This window comes from Bradyrhizobium sp. 197, from assembly GCF_023073375.1.
Taxonomy (GTDB): Bacteria; Pseudomonadota; Alphaproteobacteria; order Rhizobiales; family Xanthobacteraceae; genus Bradyrhizobium.
Map to the genome: position 1 here is coordinate 140,337 of NZ_JADPJJ010000108.1, position 14,784 is coordinate 155,120.

General features: G+C 62.6%; 24 protein-coding genes. All 24 read right to left on the reverse strand.

Annotation, left to right across the window (positions count from 1 at the left end; all coding sequences use genetic code 11):
* Positions 1 to 269: 269 nt before the first annotated feature.
* Entirely contained in the window at positions 270 to 1,601 is a 1,332-nt protein-coding gene (secY, locus tag IVB27_RS25910) for a preprotein translocase subunit SecY (RefSeq protein ID WP_246916884.1), read from the reverse strand.
* A 152-nt stretch (positions 1,602 to 1,753) separates the two neighbouring features.
* Positions 1,754 to 2,239, reverse strand: a complete 486-nt coding sequence (gene rplO, locus IVB27_RS25915; RefSeq protein ID WP_247445971.1) for a 50S ribosomal protein L15 — start codon at positions 2,237 to 2,239, stop codon at positions 1,754 to 1,756.
* A gap of 75 nt (positions 2,240 to 2,314) precedes the next feature.
* Positions 2,315 to 2,521: a 50S ribosomal protein L30 gene (rpmD, locus tag IVB27_RS25920; RefSeq protein WP_211399432.1), complete on the reverse strand. Its 207-nt coding sequence runs from the start codon at positions 2,519 to 2,521 to the stop codon at positions 2,315 to 2,317.
* A 25-nt stretch (positions 2,522 to 2,546) separates the two neighbouring features.
* Positions 2,547 to 3,134: a 30S ribosomal protein S5 gene (rpsE, locus tag IVB27_RS25925; RefSeq protein WP_007603037.1), complete on the reverse strand. Its 588-nt coding sequence runs from the start codon at positions 3,132 to 3,134 to the stop codon at positions 2,547 to 2,549.
* 47 nt (positions 3,135 to 3,181) lie between these two features.
* On the reverse strand, positions 3,182 to 3,544 hold the full coding sequence (gene rplR / locus IVB27_RS25930; protein WP_007603036.1) for a 50S ribosomal protein L18: 363 nt from the start codon (positions 3,542 to 3,544) through the stop codon (positions 3,182 to 3,184).
* A gap of 11 nt (positions 3,545 to 3,555) precedes the next feature.
* Complete coding sequence (gene rplF, locus IVB27_RS25935; protein ID WP_247341181.1) at positions 3,556 to 4,089, reverse strand: 50S ribosomal protein L6; 534 nt, start codon at positions 4,087 to 4,089, stop codon at positions 3,556 to 3,558.
* 16 nt (positions 4,090 to 4,105) lie between these two features.
* Complete coding sequence (gene rpsH, locus IVB27_RS25940) at positions 4,106 to 4,504, reverse strand: 30S ribosomal protein S8 (RefSeq protein ID WP_008136338.1); 399 nt, start codon at positions 4,502 to 4,504, stop codon at positions 4,106 to 4,108.
* 14 nt (positions 4,505 to 4,518) lie between these two features.
* Positions 4,519 to 4,824, reverse strand: coding sequence for a 30S ribosomal protein S14 (gene rpsN / locus IVB27_RS25945; RefSeq protein ID WP_247341178.1), 306 nt, complete (start codon positions 4,822 to 4,824; stop codon positions 4,519 to 4,521).
* Positions 4,825 to 4,870: 46 nt separating this feature from the next.
* Entirely contained in the window at positions 4,871 to 5,428 is a 558-nt protein-coding gene (gene rplE, locus IVB27_RS25950) for a 50S ribosomal protein L5 (protein ID WP_247341176.1), read from the reverse strand.
* A complete protein-coding gene (gene rplX, locus IVB27_RS25955; RefSeq protein ID WP_247341174.1) occupies positions 5,421 to 5,735 on the reverse strand; it encodes a 50S ribosomal protein L24 in 315 nt (104 codons plus the stop codon). The genes rplE and rplX overlap by 8 nt, the downstream gene beginning before the upstream one ends.
* Positions 5,735 to 6,103, reverse strand: coding sequence for a 50S ribosomal protein L14 (gene rplN / locus IVB27_RS25960; RefSeq protein WP_007603030.1), 369 nt, complete (start codon positions 6,101 to 6,103; stop codon positions 5,735 to 5,737). The genes rplX and rplN overlap by 1 nt, the downstream gene beginning before the upstream one ends.
* Before the next feature lie 83 nt (positions 6,104 to 6,186).
* Positions 6,187 to 6,435 (reverse strand): 30S ribosomal protein S17, encoded by a 249-nt coding sequence (gene rpsQ / locus IVB27_RS25965; protein ID WP_247341172.1) that lies wholly within the window; start codon positions 6,433 to 6,435, stop codon positions 6,187 to 6,189.
* A gap of 13 nt (positions 6,436 to 6,448) precedes the next feature.
* The gene (rpmC, locus tag IVB27_RS25970; RefSeq protein ID WP_007603026.1) at positions 6,449 to 6,655 is read right to left on the reverse strand and encodes a 50S ribosomal protein L29; all 207 of its coding nucleotides are present in this window, start codon (positions 6,653 to 6,655) and stop codon (positions 6,449 to 6,451) included.
* 5 nt (positions 6,656 to 6,660) lie between these two features.
* A complete protein-coding gene (gene rplP, locus IVB27_RS25975) occupies positions 6,661 to 7,074 on the reverse strand; it encodes a 50S ribosomal protein L16 (RefSeq protein WP_063982581.1) in 414 nt (137 codons plus the stop codon).
* A 32-nt stretch (positions 7,075 to 7,106) separates the two neighbouring features.
* Positions 7,107 to 7,829 (reverse strand): 30S ribosomal protein S3, encoded by a 723-nt coding sequence (gene rpsC, locus IVB27_RS25980; protein WP_247341170.1) that lies wholly within the window; start codon positions 7,827 to 7,829, stop codon positions 7,107 to 7,109.
* Positions 7,830 to 7,847: 18 nt separating this feature from the next.
* Positions 7,848 to 8,234: a 50S ribosomal protein L22 gene (gene rplV, locus IVB27_RS25985; RefSeq protein ID WP_092034894.1), complete on the reverse strand. Its 387-nt coding sequence runs from the start codon at positions 8,232 to 8,234 to the stop codon at positions 7,848 to 7,850.
* Positions 8,235 to 8,244: 10 nt separating this feature from the next.
* Complete coding sequence (gene rpsS / locus IVB27_RS25990; RefSeq protein WP_074116739.1) at positions 8,245 to 8,523, reverse strand: 30S ribosomal protein S19; 279 nt, start codon at positions 8,521 to 8,523, stop codon at positions 8,245 to 8,247.
* A gap of 12 nt (positions 8,524 to 8,535) precedes the next feature.
* A complete protein-coding gene (gene rplB / locus IVB27_RS25995; protein WP_247341168.1) occupies positions 8,536 to 9,369 on the reverse strand; it encodes a 50S ribosomal protein L2 in 834 nt (277 codons plus the stop codon).
* Between the two features lie 12 nt (positions 9,370 to 9,381).
* Positions 9,382 to 9,684 carry a 50S ribosomal protein L23 gene (locus tag IVB27_RS26000; protein WP_007603019.1) on the reverse strand — a complete coding sequence of 101 codons (303 nt, stop codon included), beginning with the start codon at positions 9,682 to 9,684 and terminating at the stop codon, positions 9,382 to 9,384.
* A complete protein-coding gene (rplD, locus tag IVB27_RS26005; protein WP_247341166.1) occupies positions 9,681 to 10,301 on the reverse strand; it encodes a 50S ribosomal protein L4 in 621 nt (206 codons plus the stop codon). Before rplD ends, IVB27_RS26000 begins: the two co-directional genes overlap by 4 nt.
* Before the next feature lies 1 nt (position 10,302).
* Entirely contained in the window at positions 10,303 to 11,016 is a 714-nt protein-coding gene (gene rplC, locus IVB27_RS26010) for a 50S ribosomal protein L3 (protein ID WP_247341164.1), read from the reverse strand.
* Between the two features lie 53 nt (positions 11,017 to 11,069).
* Positions 11,070 to 11,378, reverse strand: coding sequence for a 30S ribosomal protein S10 (gene rpsJ, locus IVB27_RS26015; protein ID WP_002712302.1), 309 nt, complete (start codon positions 11,376 to 11,378; stop codon positions 11,070 to 11,072).
* An 82-nt stretch (positions 11,379 to 11,460) separates the two neighbouring features.
* Complete coding sequence (tuf, locus tag IVB27_RS26020; protein WP_247341162.1) at positions 11,461 to 12,651, reverse strand: elongation factor Tu; 1,191 nt, start codon at positions 12,649 to 12,651, stop codon at positions 11,461 to 11,463.
* Positions 12,652 to 12,691: 40 nt separating this feature from the next.
* Positions 12,692 to 14,764: an elongation factor G gene (gene fusA, locus IVB27_RS26025; RefSeq protein WP_247445972.1), complete on the reverse strand. Its 2,073-nt coding sequence runs from the start codon at positions 14,762 to 14,764 to the stop codon at positions 12,692 to 12,694.
* Positions 14,765 to 14,784: the final 20 nt, after the last annotated feature.

The following is a 14,784-nucleotide window of genomic DNA, read 5'->3' on the forward strand; positions in this document are numbered from 1 at the left end:
CGCCCCCCGCATTGGTGAGCGATACGACGCGCACCCGTGTTTTGATGTCCAACTACAGTGCAAATCATAATCGGCGCCGCACCGCTACCCATATCATAAGGGAGCAAATGGCCGGACGCCAAGAAGGCCTTTGAGATCAGTGATTGCGCCACAGTGAGAGCGGCTCTGCCGATGCGACCGAATGGCTCGCTGGCCGCCCCTGCAGACGCCGCGCGTTGCTCGCGCGGCGAATCGGGGACGCAGTCGCGTCGCCCGAGAGGACGCCGCGCTTAACGGCGGCGGCCGCGCAGCTTCGACTTCCGGATCAGGCCTTCGTACTGATGCGCCAGCAGATAGCCCTGCACCTGCGCCACCGTGTCCATGGTGACGCTGACGACGATCAGCAGCGAGGTGCCGCCGAAGTAGAACGGCACCGAGGCGTAGGAGATCAGGATTTCCGGGATCAAGCAGACGATCGCCAGATAGACGGCGCCGAGCACGGTGACGCGCGACAGCACGTAGTCGATATATTCCGCGGTGCGCTCGCCGGGACGAATGCCCGGAATGAAGCCGCCGTGCTTTTTCAGATTGTCCGCGGTCTCGGTCGGATTGAACACGATCGCTGTGTAGAAGAAGGCGAAGAACACGATCAGCGCCAGATACATGATCAGGAACAGCGGACGGCCGTGGCCGAGCTGGGTGGTGATCCACTGGAACCATTCCGGCCCGCTGCCCGCGTTGAAGTTCGCAACCGTGGTCGGCAGCAGCAGCAGCGAGGAGGCGAAGATCGGGGGAATCACGCCCGAGGTGTTGAGCTTGAGCGGCAGATGCGAGGACTGGCCCTCGAACATCTTGTTGCCGACCTGGCGCTTCGGATACTGGATCAAGAGCCGGCGTTGGGCGCGCTCCATGAACACGATGAAGGCGATCACGGCGACCGCCATGATGATGACAACCAGGATCAGGCCGGTCGACATCGCACCCTGACGGCCGAGCTCGAGCATGTTGGCGAGCGCCGCGGGCAGCTCGGCGACGATGCCGGCGAGAATGATCAGGGAGATACCGTTGCCGATACCGCGCGAGGTGATCTGCTCGCCCAGCCACATCAGGAACATGGTGCCGCCGGTCAGCGTGATCGCCGTGGACAGGCGGAAGAACATGCCGGGGTCGCTGACGACGTTGCCGGCGCCTTCGAGGCCCACCGCGATGCCGTAGGACTGGAACGCCGCGAGAATCACCGTGAGATAACGGGTGTACTGGTTCAGCAGCTTGCGGCCGGACTCGCCTTCCTTCTTCAGCGCCTCGAGCTGGGGCGAGACGGTGGTCAGGAGCTGAATGATGATCGAGGCCGAGATGTACGGCATGATGTTCAGCGCAAAGATCGCCATGCGGTGAATGCCGCCGCCGGCGAACATGTTGAACATGCCGAGGATGCCGCCCGCCTGGGAGCGGAACACCTGCTCCCAGATGTTGGGATCGATGCCGGGCAGCGGGATATAGGTCCCGAGCCGATAAACCAGCAGCGCACCCAGGGTGAACCAGATGCGCTTCTTCAGTTCGTCGGCCTTGGCAAACGCACCGAAATTGAGATTGGCTGCCAGTTGTTCCGCTGCAGAGGCCATCTTGGACTTTCTCCCGCCGCCTATTGCGCCGTTATGCCCGCGGCCGGGCTACATTATACCGGACACCGGACATTATCTGGGGCTACGGCTTCGATAAGTCCATCGTCCCGCATGCGCAAAGGCCCGCGAACCGCGGGCCAATGACGCAGTTGTTACGCCGCCTCGCCTTCTTCCTTGGCAGGCGCGAGGATCTTCACCGAGCCGCCGGCCTTCTCGACCGCTTCAATCGCGGTCTTCGTGGCACCATGGACTTCGATGTTGAGCTTGGCCTTGAGCTCGCCGCGGCCGAGCAGCCGCAGGCCGCCCTTGGGGCGGCGGAGCACGCCAGCCTTGACCAGCGATTCGACGCTCACGACGCTGCCGGAGTCGATCTTCTTGGCATCGACCGCGTCCTGGAGCCGGTCGAGATTGATCTCGACGAACTCGACCCGGAAGATATTCGTGAAGCCGCGCTTCGGCAGACGGCGATGCAACGGCATCTGGCCGCCTTCGAAACCCTTGATGCGCACGCCCGAACGCGCGGTCTGGCCCTTGCCACCGCGGCCAGCCTGCTTGCCCTTGCCCGAACCAATGCCGCGGCCGACGCGCATACGCTTCTTGCGCGAGCCGGCATTGTCGGCGATATCGCTGAGCTTCATCGCCCTGCTCCTTGTTTCTTGCGCATGACCTTCACCGAAAACGGGTCCCCGCTTTTCGGGATCGTGCGCCTTTGCTTACTTCTCGTCGACGATGCGAACGAGATGGTGAACTTTCAAGATCATGCCACGGACCGCCGGGGTGTCCGGCAGTTCGCTGGTGCGGCCGATCTTGTTGAGCTTGAGCCCGATCAGCGTCGAACGCTGCGAGTGATGGCGGCGGATCGCGCTGCCAGTCTGCTCGAGCTTGATCGTCTTTGCGGTCGTAACGGCACTCTTGGCCATGGGAGTCTACTCCGAAAAGCTTCCGTTATTCGGCAACCGCCTCGGCGTCGCCACCGATACGGCGGGACTGGAGGGTGGACACCTTGATATTGCGGCGGGCAGCGACCGAGCGCGGCGAATCCTGATGCTTCAGCGCGTCGAAGGTTGCGCGAACCATGTTGTACGGGTTCGACGAGCCGATCGACTTCGCGACCACGTCCTGGACGCCGAGCGTCTCGAACACGGCGCGCATCGGACCGCCGGCGATGATGCCGGTACCGGCCGGGGCTGCGCGCAGGTAAACACGGCCAGCGCCATGACGGCCGGCGATGTCGTGATGCAGCGTACGGCCCTCGCGCAGCGAGACGCGGGTCAGGTTGCGCTTGGCGGATTCAGTTGCCTTGCGGATCGCCTCAGGCACTTCGCGCGCCTTGCCGTGACCGAAGCCGGCGCGGCCCTTCTGATCGCCGATCACGACCAGCGCTGCGAAACCGAAGCGCTTGCCGCCCTTGACGACCTTGGCGACGCGGTTGATGTGGACGAGCTTGTCGACGAACTCGCTGTCGCGCTCTTCCCTGCGTTCACGTCCGCCGCCGCGTTGATCGCGTCCACCACGTTGTTCGCGTTCTGCCATGGTTTTTCCAGTCCTTCAGAGGCTTACGCCTCAATCCTCAAATTCTGTTAGAAGCTCAGCCCGCTCTCACGCGCCGCGTCGGCAAGAGCCTTGACGCGCCCGTGATAGAGATAGCTGCCGCGATCGAACACGACTTCCTTGACACCCTTCTCGGCGGCGCGCTCGGCCAGCAGCTTGCCGACCGCCTTCGCCGCATCGATATCGGCGCCGGTCTTGCCGCCATCGCGCATCGACTTCTCGAGCGAGGAGGCAGAGGCCAGCGTCTCGCCCTTCAGGTCGTCGATGACCTGGGCGTAGATGTGCTTGGACGAGCGGAACACCGACAGGCGCGGACGGCCGCCACCGGAGCGGCGAAGCTTCAGCCGTACACTGCGCTTGCGCCGGGCATTCGTAACCTTGGCTTTCGACATGACCGGCTCCGTTACTTCTTCTTGCCTTCCTTGCGGAAGATGAATTCGCCAACATACTTCACGCCCTTGCCCTTGTAGGGCTCCGGCGGACGATAGGAGCGAATCTCGGCGGCGACCTGGCCGACGCGCTGGATATCGCTGCCCGTCACCGTGATCTCGGTCGGCTTCGGCACGGTGATCGTGATCCCTTCCGGGATCGCGTAGACCACGTCGTGGCTGTAGCCGAGCGCGAGCTGCAGGTTCTTGCCCTGCAGCGCGGCGCGGTAACCGACGCCGGTGATTTCGAGCTTCTTCTCGAAGCCCTTGGTAACGCCTTCGACCAGATTCGCGACCTGAGCGCGAGCGGTCCCGTACAGGGCCCGTGCGCGGTTGGTCTCGACCCGCGGGTTCACCTTGACCTGGCCGTCCTCGAGCTTCACCTCGACGTCGCTATGGACGACGAATTGAAGCTGGCCCTTCGGCCCCTTCATCTTGACGGTCTGCCCGTCGACGGCCGCGGTCACACCCGACGGCACCGCTACCGGCCTTTTGCCAACTCGTGACATGGATCAAAAATCCTTCTCAGAACACCGTGAAGAGAACTTCGCCGCCCACATTCGCTTCGCGCGCGCTGTGGTCGGCCATGATCCCCTTCGGCGTCGACAACACCGAAATGCCGAGCCCGTTGTTGACCCGCGGCAGAGCCTTCACCGAGGCGTAGACACGACGCCCGGGCTTGGAGACTCGTTCGATCTCGCGGATGACGGGCTCGCCGTCGAAATACTTCAGCTCGATCTCGATCTCGCTGCGGCCCGAGGAGTGCTCGAGCGTGGCGTAACCGCGGATGTAGCCCTCGGTCTTGAGAACCTCGAGCACGTTCTCGCGCATCTTCGAACCAGGCGTGGAGACCTTGCTCTTGGAACGCATCTGAGCGTTGCGGATACGAGTGATCAGATCGCTGATTGGATCGTGCGTAGACATCTAAACGACCCTCCTTACCAGCTGGACTTCACGAGGCCCGGGACCATGCCCCTGGAGCCAAGGTCCCGCATTGCGATGCGGGACAGTTTGGTCAAGCGATAATTCGAGCGCGAACGGCCCGACAGCTCGCAACGCAGACGGATGCGGGTGGCCGACGAATTACGCGGCATTTCCGCAAGCTTCAGGGTCGCGGCGAACCGCTCCTCCATCGGCAGCGTCTTGTCGGCGATGATCGCCTTCAACCGCGCGCGCTTCGGGGCGGCGTTCTTCGTCATCCGCTTGCGCCGGTTGTTCTTCTCGACTGAACTCTTCTTTGCCATGCTTGGCTCCTGGGTATCCGCGTTTGAGAGGCTTTACGTCAGCGTCTCACTGCCGGAACGGGAAATTGAAAGCGGTCAACAAGGCCCTCGCCTCGTCGTCGGTCTTGGCCGTGGTGCAGACGGTGATGTCCATACCGCGCGATTCCGTGACCTTGTCGAAGTCGATCTCGGGGAAAATGATGTGTTCCTTGAGGCCGAGCGAATAGTTGCCGCGACCGTCGAAGCTCTTCGGATTCAGGCCACGGAAATCTCGGACGCGCGGCAGCGCGACCGTCACCAGGCGATCGATGAACTCGTACATGCGGGCCTTGCGCAGCGTGACCTTGCAGCCAATCGGCTGGTTCTCACGCAACTTGAAGGTCGCGATCGCGACGCGCGAATAGGTCACGATCGCCTTCTGGCCAGCGATCTGGGTCAATTCGGCAGCGGCGTTCTCGGCCTTCTTCCGGTCGTTGACGGAATCGCCAACGCCCATGTTCAGCACGACCTTGTCGAGACGCGGAACCTGCATGACGTTATCATAACCGAACTTCTCGGTCATTTCCGTCCGGATCTTCGCGTCGAATTCCGCGCGCAGGCGCGGCGTGTAAGCGGCCTCAGCCATCGATCTCAGCTCCCGAGCTCTTGGCGATGCGGACCTTCTTGCCGTCCGCCAGAATCTTGAATCCGACGCGGGTCGGCTTTCCGTCCTTGCCGACATACGCGATGTTGGACAGTTGGATCGGCGACTCTTTCGAGATGATGCCGCCCTCCTGGGCCTGCGTCTGCTTCTGGTGACGCTTGACCATGTTGACGCCACGCACGAGCGCGGTGCCGGCGTCGGGGCGCACTTCGAACACCTCGCCGGTGCGACCCTTATCGCGGCCGGTCAGCACGATGACCTTGTCGCCTTTGCGGATTTTCGCGGCCATCACAGCACCTCCGGCGCGAGCGAGATGATCTTCATGTGGTTCTTGGCGCGCAGCTCGCGCGGCACGGGCCCGAAGATACGGGTGCCGACCGGCTCGGACTGATTGTTGATCAGAACGGCAGCGTTCCGGTCGAAGCGGATGACCGAACCGTCAGCGCGGCGGATGTCCTTGCGGACGCGCACCACGACGGCCTTCATCACGTCGCCCTTCTTCACCTTGCCACGCGGAATTGCTTCCTTGATCGAGACGACGATGATGTCGCCGATCGTGGCGTAGCGGCGCTTGGAGCCTCCGAGCACCTTGATACACATGACACGGCGTGCGCCAGAATTGTCGGCCACGTCGAGGTTGGTCTGCATCTGAATCATTGATGCACCTCGTCCTCTTCTCTTTGCGCCAGCCCAGCCGGCGCTCAACATTTCCCTGAAGTCAGTCGGCTAAAGCCAACAGATCAGGCGCTTTTCTTGTGTTCGCCCCGGATCACGACCCAGCGCTTCAACTTCGAAACCGGCTTCGATTCCTCGATCCACACCATGTCGCCCGGCTTGAACTCGTTGCTCTCGTCGTGCGCGTGGTAGTTCTTCGAACGGCGGATCGTCTTCTTGTAGATCGGGTGTGTGAAGCGGCGATCGACGCGCACCACGATGGTCTTGGCTTGCTTGTCGCTGACGACCACGCCCTGCAAAGTACGTTTCGGCATCTTCGTTAGCCTCTTACTTCTTCTTCGCGCGCGTCTGCGCGGCGACGGTCTTGATCCGGGCGATGTCACGGCGGGCCTCGCGCAGGCGCGAGGTGTTCTCGAGCTGCCCGGTGGCGCGCTGGAAGCGCAGGTTGAAACGCTCCTTCTTCAGGTTCAGGATGGCGTCATCCTGCTGATCGGGGCTCAACGCGCGGATGTCTTCGATCTTCATCTGGGCCATGGCCATTACTCCGCAATGCGCTCGACGAAGCGCGTCTTGATCGGCAGCTTGGCTGCCGCCAGGGTCAGCGCTTCACGCGCGGTCTGGGTGTTGACGCCGTCGATCTCGAACAGCACCCGGCCCGGCTTGACGCGCGCGACCCACAGTTCCGGCGCGCCCTTGCCGGAGCCCATGCGGACTTCGGCGGGCTTCTTCGACACGGGAACGTCGGGGAACACGCGGATCCAGACGCGGCCGGCGCGCTTCATGTGGCGGGTCAGCGCGCGGCGAGCGGCTTCGATCTGGCGCGCGGTGACGCGCTCAGGCTCGGTCGCCTTCAGGCCGAACTGGCCGAAGGCCAACGTCGCGCCCGAAGACGCAACGCCGTGGATGCGGCCTTTATGCGCCTTCCGGAACTTCGTCTTCTTAGGTTGCATCATGGCTTCAAGCCCTCAAATTCTCTGTGCTAGCCTCAGGCCGCGTTATCTCGGCGCTGCCGGCCGCCGCGATCGCCGCCGCCACCAGTCTCGCCTTCGGCCATTCTCTTGTCCTGGGCCATCGGATCGTGCTCGAGGATCTCGCCCTTGAAGATCCAGACCTTGACGCCACAGGTGCCGAAGGTCGTGAACGCGGTCGCAACGCCGTAGTCGATATCGGCGCGCAGCGTGTGCAGCGGCACGCGACCTTCGCGATACCACTCCATGCGCGCGATTTCCGCGCCGCCGAGACGCCCCGAGCAATTGATCCGGATGCCTTCCGCGCCGAGACGCATCGCCGACTGAACGGCGCGCTTCATGGCGCGGCGGAACGCCACGCGGCGCTCCAGCTGCTGCGCGATCGATTCCGCCACCAGCGTCGCATCGAGCTCCGGCTTGCGGATTTCGACGATGTTGATGACGACGTCGGACGAAGTGATGTCCGCGACCTTCTTGCGCAGCTTGTCGATGTCGGCGCCCTTCTTGCCGATCACCACGCCCGGGCGAGCCGAGTGGATGGTGACGCGACACTTCTTGTGCGGACGCTCGATCACGATGCGGGCGACAGCCGCCTGCTTGAGCTCCTTGTGCAGGATCTCGCGGATCTTGACGTCCTCGTGCAACAGCTTGCCGTATTCCTGCTTGCCGGCGAACCAGCGGGAATCCCAGGTCCGGTTGATGCCGAGACGCAGACCGATCGGATTGATCTTTTGACCCATCGTGTGCTCCTGCGTCCCTTAAGCCGCTGCTTCGGCTTCGACCTGACGAACGATGATCGTCAGCTGCGAAAATGGTTTGTAGACACGGCCCGAGCGGCCACGGCCGCGGGCGGCAAAGCGCTTCATCACCAGGCCGTTGCCGACGAAGGCCTGCGCCACGACGAGATCGTCGACGTCGAGGTCGTGGTTGTTCTCGGCATTCGCGATAGCCGATTCCAGGCACTTCTTCACGTCGACCGCGATCCGCTTGCGCGAAAACTGCAGGTCGGCAAGAGCAGAAGCCGCCTTCCGGCCGCGAATGAGCTGGGCGACCAGATTGAGCTTCTGCGGGCTCACCCGAAGCATCCGGGCGACCGCCTTGGCCTCGTTCTCGGCGAGGCTCCGTTCGCGCTTAGGTTTGCTCATCGTTTAATCCTCAAGCCCTCTTGGCTTTCTTGTCGCCGGAGTGGCCATGGAAGGTCCGGGTCGGCGAGAACTCGCCGAACTTGTGACCGACCATTTCCTCGTTGACGGCCACCGGCACGTGCTTCTGACCGTTGTAAACGCCGAAGGTCAGGCCGACGAATTGCGGCAGGATCGTCGAGCGACGGCTCCAGATCTTGATGACGTCGTGACGGCCGGACGCGCGCGCGGCATCTGCCTTCTTGAGCAGAGAACCCTCGACGAACGGGCCTTTCCAGACTGAACGAACCATGTCCGGCGATCCTTACTTCTTCCGCTTGTGGCGGCTTAGGAGAATGAATTTGTTGGTCGACTTGTTGGAGCGGGTCTTCTTGCCCTTGGTCGGCTTGCCCCAAGGAGTGACCGGGTGGCGACCGCCCGAGGTCCGACCTTCACCACCGCCGTGCGGATGGTCGATCGGGTTCATCGAAACGCCGCGGTTGTGCGGCTTGCGGCCCAGCCAGCGGTTACGGCCGGCCTTGCCGATCGAGGTGTTCATGTGATCCGGGTTCGACACCGCGCCGATCGTGCCGCGGCAACGGCCGTGCACCAGGCGCTGCTCGCCCGAATTCAGGCGGATGATCACGTAGTCCTGGTCGCGACCGACGAGCTGCGCATAGGTACCCGCGGAACGGGCGAGCTGGCCGCCCTTCCCGATCTTGAGCTCGATATTGTGGATGATCGTGCCGACCGGCATGTTGCCGAGCGGCATGACGTTGCCCGGCTTCACGTCGACGTAGTTGCCGGCGATGATGGTGTCGCCCACGGCCAGGCGCTGCGGCGCCAGGATGTAGGCCTGCTCGCCGTCCTGATATTTGATCAGCGCGATGAAGCCGCTGCGGTTCGGATCGTATTCCAGCCGCTCGACGGTCGCGGGAACGTCGATCTTCTCACGCTTGAAATCGACGGTGCGCAGCGTCCGCTTGTGACCACCGCCACGGAAGCGCACGGTGATGCGACCGGTGTTGTTGCGGCCGCCAGAGGAATGCTTGCCTTCGGTGAGCGCCTTGACCGGCTTGCCCTTGTAGAGAGCCGAACGATCGACCATGACCAGCTGGCGCTGGCCCGGCGTCGTGGGATTGAATGTCTTCAGTGCCATCGTCGTGCGACCTTACAGACCGGTGGTCACGTCGATCCGGTGACCCTCTTCGAGAGTCACGATCGCGCGCTTGGAGTTCGACTGCGAGCCGAGATTGCCGCGGAAGATCTTGGTCTTGCCCTTGCGGACCAGCGTGTTGACGCTCTTGACCTTGACGTCGAACAGCTTCTCGATCGCTTCCTTGATCTGCGGCTTGGTCGCCTTCGCGGCCACCTTGAACAGCACCTTGTTGTGCTCCGAGGCGATCGTCGCTTTTTCGGTCACGACCGGCGACAGGATCACGTCATAATGGCGAGGCTCGATGTTCTTCGTCATTTGAAGCGCGCCTCCAGCGCATCGATGGCGGCCTTGGTCAGAACAAGCTTCCGACGGCGCAGGATGTCATAGACGTTGATGCCCTGGATCGGCAGCACGTCCATGTTCGGGATGTTGCGGGCAGCAGCGGCAAAGCCGTTGTTCAGCTCGGCACCATCGATGATCAGCGCGTTGGTCAAGCCCAAGCCGGAGAAGTGGCCGAGCAGCGCCTTGGTCTTGGCAGCTTCAAGCGCGGCCTTGTCGATCACGACAAGATCGCCGTCCTTGGCCTTGGCCGAGAGCGCATGCTTGAGAGCGAGCGCACGGACCTTCTTCGGCAGGTCGGTGGCGTGCGAACGCACCACCGGACCGAAGGCACGACCGCCGCCGCGGAACTGCGGCACACGGGCCGAACCGTGACGAGCACCGCCGGTGCCCTTCTGCTTGTACATCTTCTTGCCGGTGCGCCAGATCTCGGCGCGGCCCTTGGTCTTGTGCGTACCGGCCTGGCGCTTGTTGAGCTGCCACTGCACGCAACGTGCAATGATGTCCTGGCGCGGCTCGAGGCCGAAAATGGTGTCGGAAAGCTGGACCGAGCCGGCTTCCTTACCTTCGAGGGTCGTGACCTTCAATTCCATCTCACGCCTCCTGCGCAGCCGGAGCAGCGTCCGCTTCGCCAGCAACCTTGAACTTGCCGGGCTTCGGAGCTTCCTTCGGCAGCGGCTTCTTGACAGCGTCGCGCACGCGGATCCAACCGCCCTTGGAGCCGGGAACGGCGCCTTCGACGAGGATCAGACCGCGCTCGACATCGAGTTGGACAACTCGAAGGTTGAGCGTGGTGATGCGGTCGACACCCATGTGGCCGGCCATCTTCTTGTTCTTCCAGGTCTTGCCGGGGTCCTGACGGCCACCGGTCGAACCGATCGAACGGTGCGAGACCGACACGCCGTGGGTGGCGCGCAGACCGCCGAAGTTCCAGCGCTTCATACCGCCGGCAAAACCCTTACCGACCGAAGTACCGGTGACGTCGACGAACTGACCGACGACAAAGTGGTCGGCCAGGATCTCGGCACCGACGGGGATCATCTGATCCGCGGAGACGCGGAATTCCTCGACTTGCCGCTTCGGCTCGACCTTGGCGACCGCGAACTGGCCGCGCTCCGCCTTGGGCATGTAAACGGTCTTGCGGCTGCCAGAACCAAGCTGGAGAGCGACATAACCGTTCTTCTCTTCAGTGCGGTGGCCTAAGACCTGGCAATTGCCGAGCTTCAGCACGGTCACGGGGATATGTTCGCCGGCCTCTGTAAAGACCCGCGTCATCCCGACCTTTTGTGCGATCACTCCGGAGCGCATCGGCGTGCTTCCTGTTCTTTCTGTCCGCTAGGTGCGAACGTGATCCAAAAATCTTAGAGCTTGATCTCGACGTCGACACCGGCGGCCAGGTCGAGCTTCATCAAAGCATCGACGGTCTGCGGGGTCGGATCGACGATGTCGAGCAGGCGCTTGTGGGTGCGCATCTCGAACTGCTCGCGGCTCTTCTTGTCGACGTGCGGCGAACGGTTGACGGTGAACTTCTCGATGCGCGTAGGCAGCGGAATGGGTCCGCGGACCTGCGCGCCGGTGCGCTTCGCCGTGTTCACGATCTCGCGGGTCGAAGTATCGAGGATACGATGGTCGAACGCCTTGAGACGGATACGAATGTTTTGGCCGTTCATTGCCGTGGTCTCTCTTCCGTGGGGTGGCGAATAGCGAATAGCGAAGGTCACATTCGCTATTCGCCGATCCCTATTCTCGTAATTACTCGATGATCGAGGCGACGACGCCGGCGCCGACGGTGCGGCCGCCTTCGCGGATCGCGAAGCGAAGCTTCTCTTCCATCGCGATCGGCACGATCAGGTGCACTTCCATCGCGATGTTGTCGCCCGGCATCACCATCTCGGTACCTTCCGGCAGATGCACGACACCGGTCACGTCGGTGGTGCGGAAGTAGAACTGCGGACGGTAGTTGGTGAAGAACGGAGTGTGGCGACCGCCCTCTTCCTTGGTGAGGATGTAGGCCTCAGCCTTGAACTTGGTGTGCGGCTTGACCGAACCCGGCTTGCACAGCACCTGGCCGCGCTCGACGTCCTCGCGCTTGGTACCGCGAAGCAGCGCACCGATGTTGTCGCCGGCCTGGCCCTGATCGAGCAGCTTGCGGAACATTTCGACGCCGGTGACGGTCGTCTTCTGCGTGGCGCGCAGACCGACGATCTCGATTTCCTCGCCGACCTTGACGATGCCGCGCTCGACACGGCCGGTCACGACGGTGCCGCGGCCCGAGATCGAGAACACGTCTTCAACCGGCATCAGGAACGGCAGGTCGACCGGACGCTCCGGCTGCGGGATGTACTCGTCGACGGCCTTCATCAGCTCGAGGATGGCCTCGTGGCCGAGCTTCTTGTCGGAATCTTCGAGAGCGGCGAGCGCCGAGCCCTTGATGATCGGAATCTTGTCGCCCGGGAAGTCGTACTTCGAGAGCAACTCGCGGACTTCGAGCTCGACGAGCTCAAGCAGCTCCGGATCGTCGACCATGTCGCACTTGTTGAGGAACACGACGAGCGCGGGCACGCCGACCTGGCGGGCGAGCAGGATGTGCTCGCGGGTCTGCGGCATCGGGCCGTCAGCAGCCGACACAACCAGGATTCCACCATCCATCTGAGCGGCGCCGGTGATCATGTTCTTCACGTAGTCGGCGTGGCCGGGGCAGTCGACGTGCGCGTAATGGCGGTTCTTGGTCTCGTACTCGACGTGAGCAGTCGAGATCGTGATGCCGCGCGCCTTCTCTTCCGGCGCCTTGTCGATCTGGTCGTACGCCGTGAACGTCGCACCGCCGGCTTCGGCGAGGACCTTGGTGATCGCCGCGGTCAGCGACGTCTTGCCATGGTCGACGTGACCGATGGTGCCGATATTACAGTGCGGCTTGTTACGTTCAAACTTTGCTTTGGCCATTTGACTCTCCGTTCAATCGTCAGTTCGAGACCGACGACAATCAGGCAAACTTCTTCTGGACTTCTGCCGACACGTTGGCCGGCGCTTCTGCGTAGTGGTCGAACTGCATGGTGAAGGTCGCGCGACCCTGGCTCATCGAGCGCAGGTTATTCACGTAACCGAACATGTTCATGAGCGGCACCATCGCGTTGATGACGTTGGCGTTGCCGCGCATGTCCTGACCCTGGATCTGACCGCGCCGGGAATTCAGGTCGCCGATGACCGAGCCGGTGTAGTCTTCCGGGGTCACCACTTCGACCTTCATGATCGGCTCGAGCAGGACGGACTTGCCCTTCTGCAAGGCCTCGCGAAATGCAGCACGCGAAGCGATTTCGAAGGCGAGCGCCGACGAGTCGACGTCGTGATACTTGCCGTCGACCAGCGTCACCTTGACGTCCACGACCGGGAAGCCGGCGACCACGCCCGAACCCATCACGCTGTTGAGGCCCTTTTCGACGCCGGGGATGTATTCCTTCGGCACCGAACCGCCAACGACCTTGGATTCGAACTCGTAGCCCTTGCCGGGCTCGTTCGGCTCGACCACGATCGACACTTCGGCGAACTGGCCGGTACCGCCGGTCTGCTTCTTGTGGGTGTACTTGACTTCGGCCTTCTTGGTGACGCGCTCACGGAACGCCACCTGCGGCGCACCGATGTTGGCGTCGACCTTGTAGGTACGACGGAGGATGTCGACCTTGATGTCGAGATGGAGCTCGCCCATGCCCTTGAGGATGGTCTGGCCGGACTCCTGGTCGGTCGACACGCGGAAGGACGGATCCTCCGCGGCGAGCTTCGCCAGCGCCACGCCCAGCTTTTCCTGGTCGGCCTTCGACTTCGGCTCGATCGCGATCTCGATGACCGGCTCGGGGAATTCCATCTTTTCGAGGATCACCGACTTGTCGGGATCGCACAGCGTGTCACCGGTGCGCGCTTCCTTCAGGCCAGCCAGCGCGACGATGTCGCCGGCATAGGCTTCCTTGATGTCTTCGCGGTTGTTCGCATGCATCAGCAACATGCGGCCGATGCGCTCCTTGCGGTCGCGCGTCGAATTGATGACGCCGGTACCCGACAGCAGCGTGCCGGAATAGATGCGGCAGAAGGTGATGGTGCCGACGAACGGGTCGTCCATGATCTTGAACGCCAACAGAGCCAGCGGCTCCTTGTCGTCCGGCAGACGAACGATCTCGTTGCCGTCTTCATCGACGCCCTTGATGGCGGGCACGTCGACCGGCGACGGCAAGTAATCCACGACCGCGTCGAGCAAGGGCTGCACGCCCTTGTTCTTGAAGGCCGAGCCGCACAATACCGGGAAGAACGCGCCAGTCAGCACGGCCTTGCGAATCAAGCGCTTCAACGTCGCCTCTTCAGGCTCCTTGCCATCGAGGTAAGCGGCAAGAACTTCGTCGTCGAGTTCGACGGCGGCTTCCAACAGCTTCTCGCGATATTCCTTGGCCTTCTCGACCATGTCCTCGGGAATATCGATGTCGACGAACTTGGCGTCGAGCTTCTCTTCTTCCCACACCACGCCCTTCATACGGACGAGATCGACCAGGCCCTTGAAGTTGTTCTCGGAGCCGATCGGAAGCTGGATCGCGATCGGCTTTGCGCCGAGACGATCGATAATGTCCTGCATGCACTTGTAGAAGTCGGCGCCGGTCTTATCCATCTTGTTGGCGAAGACGATGCGCGGAACCTTGTACTTGTCGCCCTGACGCCAGACGGTCTCGGTCTGGGGCTCGACGCCCTGGTTGGAGTCGAGCACGCACACGGCGCCGTCGAGCACGCGCAAGCTGCGCTCGACTTCAATGGTGAAGTCGACGTGACCGGGAGTGTCGATGATGTTGAGACGCTTGCCTTCCCAGAACGCGGTGGTCGCGGCCGACGTAATCGTGATGCCGCGCTCCTGCTCCTGCTCCATCCAGTCCATCGTCGCGGCACCTTCGTGCACTTCGCCGATCTTGTGGCTCTTGCCGGTGTAATAGAGGATGCGCTCGGTGGTCGTGGTCTTGCCGGCATCGATATGCGCCATGATACCGAAGTTGCGGTAATTCTCTATGGCATGAACGCGGGGCATGGAGTGTTCCTTAGATTCCG